The sequence below is a fragment of the Saccharothrix sp. ST-888 genome (assembly GCF_000955975.1).
In the GTDB taxonomy this organism is placed as follows: Bacteria; Actinomycetota; Actinomycetes; order Streptomycetales; family Streptomycetaceae; genus Kitasatospora.
On sequence record NZ_JYJF01000198.1, the window covers coordinates 1 to 5,183 of the forward strand.

General features: G+C 69.9%; 2 protein-coding genes. Both read right to left on the reverse strand.

Features of this window, described 5'->3' with window-relative positions; translation table 11 throughout:
* Nucleotides 1-234: 234 nt before the first annotated feature.
* The gene (locus tag UK12_RS31735; RefSeq protein ID WP_052682374.1) at nucleotides 235-2,223 is read right to left on the reverse strand and encodes an AfsR/SARP family transcriptional regulator; all 1,989 of its coding nucleotides are present in this window, start codon (nucleotides 2,221-2,223) and stop codon (nucleotides 235-237) included.
* A 189-nt stretch (nucleotides 2,224-2,412) separates the two neighbouring features.
* A complete protein-coding gene (locus UK12_RS31740) occupies nucleotides 2,413-4,554 on the reverse strand; it encodes a peptidase domain-containing ABC transporter (protein WP_045306672.1) in 2,142 nt (713 codons plus the stop codon).
* Nucleotides 4,555-5,183 lie beyond the last annotated feature (629 nt).

The window sequence follows — 5,183 nt, forward strand, 5'->3', positions numbered from 1 at the left end:
CCGCAGCAGATCGCCTGTTGAGCGCCTTCAGCGCGGGGCTGGGCGGTATCCGTCTCACGCGCTGAGCGGCGACGCGGGGCAGGGGGCCTGTCAGGGACTTGTCGCGCCCGAGCCGCGGTGTGGCACGGCGCGGGCAACGGCCTGGCTACGGAGCCTTGCGCTCCCCCACCGCGCCGAGGACGCGGCCCCCTGCGACGGCCCCGGATCGAACGGTCCGGGTGCCCGGCGGAATCGTCAGCACTCCGGTCCGGCGCGGCGCGCGGAACCACCGTGGCGGCTGAGATTGATCACTTCGAGGACTCTGCGGTTCGGCAGGCGGGTGGCGGGCGGCGCGGCCGAGCCCTCGGCCTCGGATCGGGCGAAGCGACGTACGAGGTCGCGCAGTTGGTAACGGACCTCTCCGGTCCCATCGGTACGGCGGGCATCGACCAACCGCACGTCCACGAGTTCCTCGATGACATCGGCGGCGTCGATCTCCGAGAGGCCGAGGGGGCCCGTCGCGTCGGCGATGGTGAAGCTGCGTTCGTCCCAGGAGCCCAGCAGCAGGAACGCCTCGACACTCTGCGGGTTCAGCCAGTGGAAGGTCGTGGCCAGGCTCGCCCGGATGTCGAGGTCGTTGTGGGTGAGTTCCACCAGTCGGCGGTCCTCGTCGGCGAGCCGGTCGGCGAACTGGCGAAGCGACCAGTGCGGGCGCGCCAACAGGCGTGCCCCCGCGATGCGCAGGGCCAGCGGCGAGCCGTCGGTGAACTCCCCGATCCGCGCCGCCTGGGCGGGGTCCGTCGACAGCCGCTCCGGCCCGATGATCTGATCGAGCATGCGCACCGCGTCGTCGGCACTCATCGCGTCCAATTCGACGATGTGAGCGCCCTCCAGGCCGGTGAGCCGTCGACGGCTGGTGATGATGGTGGCACTCGCGCCGAGCAGCGGCCGGACCTGGCGTTCGTCGGAGACATCGTCGAAGACGGTGAGCACATCGTCCCCCAGCACGGATCGGTACAGTTCGCCGAGCTCGTCCGGGGTCAGCGTCTCATCGGGCTCCTCGACGCCCAGCATGCGCAGGAGCCGCTGCAGGGCCTGCTGCGGCGTCACCGGGTCGGCGGACATGCCACGAAGGTCGATCTGGAACTGGCCGCCCAGAAAGCGGCTCTTCACGAGGTTCGCCACCCGCACCGCGAGGGCGCTCTTGCCCATGCCCGCGTTGCCGGTGATCACGACGGTGGGCGGCACCTGGGCCGGCTCGACCAGGATCGTGCAGACCTGCGTGAGCTCCCGCTCCCGAGCGACGAAATCGCTCAGGTCCGGCTTGAGGTGGCACCGCTCGGCCCCGCCCGTGCTCGGGCGGCCGTTCGCCTTGCCGGCGTTCGGGCCCGCGTGCCTCCCGCTCCGGGAGTTCGGCGCAGTGGCCGTCACCGTCCTCCCGCAGGACAACGTGATCGTCCGGATCGGGTCGCCGGCCAGGATCTGGAGCTGGATCTCCTGCAGTTCCCTGGCGGGTTCGATCCCGAGCTCGGTGGTCAGCTTCCGGCGGCAGTCCTGGAACACCCTGAGCGCGTCGGCCTGGCGACCGGACCGGTAGAACGCGATCATCAGGAGGACCGCCAGGTGCTCGCGCAGCGGGTTCTCCACCAGCAGGCTGACCAGCTCGACCGCCGCCTCGGCATGTCGTCCGAGGGCGATGTCGATACCGATCCGGTCCTCCAGGGCGGACAACCGCCGCTCGACCAGCCGACTCCGCTCGGCACCGAAGAACTCGGTGGAGAGCGGACCGAACGCATCGCCGCGCCACAGCCCCAGTGCCGTGTCCAGGCGTTCGCGTGCCGTGTCCAGGTCGATGTCGACCAGCGCCACTCCCTCGGCCACCGTCTGCGTGAAGACGTTGAGGTCGACCTGGTCCCGGTCGACCAGCAGCGAGTAGCCGTTGTCGATGAGAGGGAGCAGCTCGCTGGTGCGGGCGTCGCCGACGTCCGGGTCCAGGGCGCGGCGCAGACCGCCCACGTACTTGTGCACCAGGTTGCGCGGGTTTCCGGGCAGTTCTTCGCCCCAGACCGCCTCGATGATCTCGGAAATGGCGTGCGGCTGTCCGGTGGCCAGGAGCAGCCGGGCCAGCACGGCCCGCTGTCGGGCCGACCCCAGGTCGACCTCACGGCTGCCTCTCCAGGCGCGGATCGGGCCGAGCAGCGCGAATCGGAACGACTTGGCGATCTCATGCGGATCAGGGAACACGGGTATCACTCTCACGGTCGAGTCGCCTGCCGCGGGACCAGCAGGACGCGCGACGGGGCGGCAGACGGGCGGCGGGGTCGGACGGGCGGCGGGGTCGGACGGGCGTCTCGGTCGTCAGTTCATCGGTGCTCGGGTTCGACGGTCTGCCGTCTGCCGTCTGCGGTCTGCGGTCTGCGGTCCATCGGCGCGTCAACGCGTCAGGGCCCGGTAGGGGCCGTCCTGGAGGGACAGCTCATCCGGATGCCCGAGCTGCGCGATCCGACCCGCTTCGAGCACCACGACCTGGTCGGCGTTGTCGATGGCGGTGAGCCGGTGTGCGACCACGACCAACGTCATGGGCAGGCTGCGCAGCCGCGCGAAGATCTGCATCTCCAGGACCGGATCGAGCGCGCTGGTGGCCTCGTCCAGGATCAGCAGGCGCGGTTTGCGCACCAGCGCCCGCGCGAGGATGATCCGCTGACGCTGACCACCGGACACACCGCCGCCACCAGGGCCGAGCAGGGTGTCGTACCCCATCGGCATTCTGGCGATGTCCTCGTGGATACCGGCCAGCCGGGCAGCCTCGACGATCTCGGCCTCGGTCACCTCCGAGCCGCCCCAGCCGATGTTCTCCCGGATCGCTCCGGAGAACAGCCGGGAGTCCTGGTTCACGAAGGAGATGGATCGGCGGTAGTCGCCGGTGTCCACGGAGGCGAGGTCGCGTCCGTCCACCAGCACCGCCCCGCTGCTGGGCCGATGGAGCCCCGCAAGCATGAGCGCGCAGGAGGACTTGCCCGATCCGGAAGCCCCCAGGATCGTGGTGAAGCTTCCGTCCGCCACCGTGAACGAGACGTCGCGGACCACCGCGGCCTGCCCCTCCTGGTAGGTGAAGGACGCCTCACGCATCTCGAGCGTCCCGCCGACGGCGCCGGCCTCCGCGTCGCCGTTCCGGCGTTCCGGGGCCGTCTCCATGATGTCGCCCAGTTTGGTCAGCTCGGCGCCGATCCCGGCCACCTGGAAGCCGACCTGGACGCAGTTGACCAGCGGAACCAGGAGACCCATGGCGAGCACGCTGAAGCCGAGCACGTCGCCCAGGCTCAGCGCGCCCGAGGAGAGCCGCTCCGTCCCCACGACCAGGATGATCAGCGGTGCGACCAGCTGCAGGGCGGAGCTGAGCGTCGAGGACAGCGTGAGCAGCTTCCGGCTGCGCAGTCGGGTGTTGAGCTCCTCGGCGAGAGTGTGACTCCAACGGTGACCGGCCGCACCCTCCATTCCGGCCGCCTTGATCGTGGCCATGCCGTCCAGGATCTCGACCAGTTCCGACTCGGCCCGCGAGCGGGCCTCCAGCGCGTCGGCGCTCGCGTACTCCTGACGGCGCCAGGTGACCACGAGGAGCAACACCTGCAGCAGGGCCACGCCGACGACCACCAATGCCAGTGCGGGGTCGATCAGAACCAGCAGGGTCATGTAGACCAGGATGAGGACGCCGTCGAAGACGCTTGCGAACGACGAGGCCGAGAAGACCTGACGGACCGTCGCGCTGGTCCTCACGCGCTGCAGCAGATCTCCCGGACTCCTGCTGGAGAAGAAGTCGTAGGGCAGCGCGAAGAGCCGGTTGAGAATGCCGAGGGTGACGTTCTCGTCCATCGCCGCCTGTATGACCAGGAAGGTCAGCGAACGGAGGAACTGCAGCCCGAAGTAGGCTCCGGCAAGGACGGGTATCGCCACCCACAGGTAGCCGACTCCGACGGTGTGACCCGGTACCACCTGGTCCACCACGTACCGAGTCGCCAGCGGCATGCCCAAGTTGAACAGCATGAGGACCAACGAGCAGGCGGCGAAGGGAACCCAGCGGTAGCCGGTGGGGAAGAAGTGCCAGAGATAGCGCCAGGAGCCCGCGCTCCTGCGCGCGGCACGGCGGCTGCTCCAACTCCGCACCGCCTCCAGGGCCGGGGTGATCTGCAGGGCCACGCCGGTGAAGGAGGCTCCGGCTGTCTCCAGGCTCAGCCGACGCCGCCCCAGCGCGGGATCCACGATGTGGACGGTGTCGCCGCGCACCCCTTCGAGTACGACGAAGTGCGCGAAGTCCCAGAACAGGATCGTTCCCGTCGGCAGGTGTCGCAGACCCTCGAGTTCGACGCGAACGCCGCGCGCGTTGAAACCGTATGCGCGTGCCGCTTCCAGGATCTGACGCGCGGACACGCCGTCCCGGCCGGTGGCGGTCGCCTGACGGAGCTCCTGGATGGGGACGTCGACCCCGTGGTAGGCCAGGGCCATGGAGAGCGACACGGCTCCGCAGTCGCTGATCTGGGCCTGCAACCGCACCGGCACTCGGCGCTGGGGCCGGGGCATCCACCGTTTCTTGCGGCCGGACGAACGCTGTCCTTCGTCGGACGGCCGGAACGGGAGTCGTGCGAGGCGACCGGGTGCGACCTGGTGCCCGTATTCGCGTACGGCACCGCGCGCGGCGAGAGCCTGCTGCCGGAACCTGCCCGACAGGCCCGGTCGCGGGGTCGGGTGGCCGCTTTCTTCCGCAGTGTCCACTGTGCTCACCTGAGAGTTTCCGTCCATGCGGTCCGGGCTGCGGGACCGACGTTCGTGTTGGTGCGTGTTCCGGCCTGACCCGCTCCCATCGGGAGCGGTGGCCCCGTCGCCCACCGGTCGCACGCCGACGGGGCGCCCCGCCTCGGCCGGCTGCGCACGCGCGGGGTCACTGGGGTGACGTTGGGTCAACCGTCACCGGGGCGTACCATGAACCGGGCCTCCTGGCATCTCTTTCATGCCAGGAGGCCCGTTAGCATCGCCCTACAACATGGTGATGCAGTTCACGACGGACTGAGCCGCCATGGCGTGGCCGCCGACGACGTCGGCGAGCTCATCGGTGCGTCCTGTCCCAGCGGGGTTCAGGAAACGCACCTGGCGGGGCGGGCAACCAGGGCGTTGCCACCGACAACGTCGGCGAGCTCGTCGTCCGCCAGACC

Coding starts and splice junctions, on each gene's coding strand:
- UK12_RS31740 (WP_045306672.1), bottom strand. CDS start 4,554: ATGCCCCGGCCCCAGCGCCGAGTGCCGGTGCGGTTGCAGGCCCAGATC.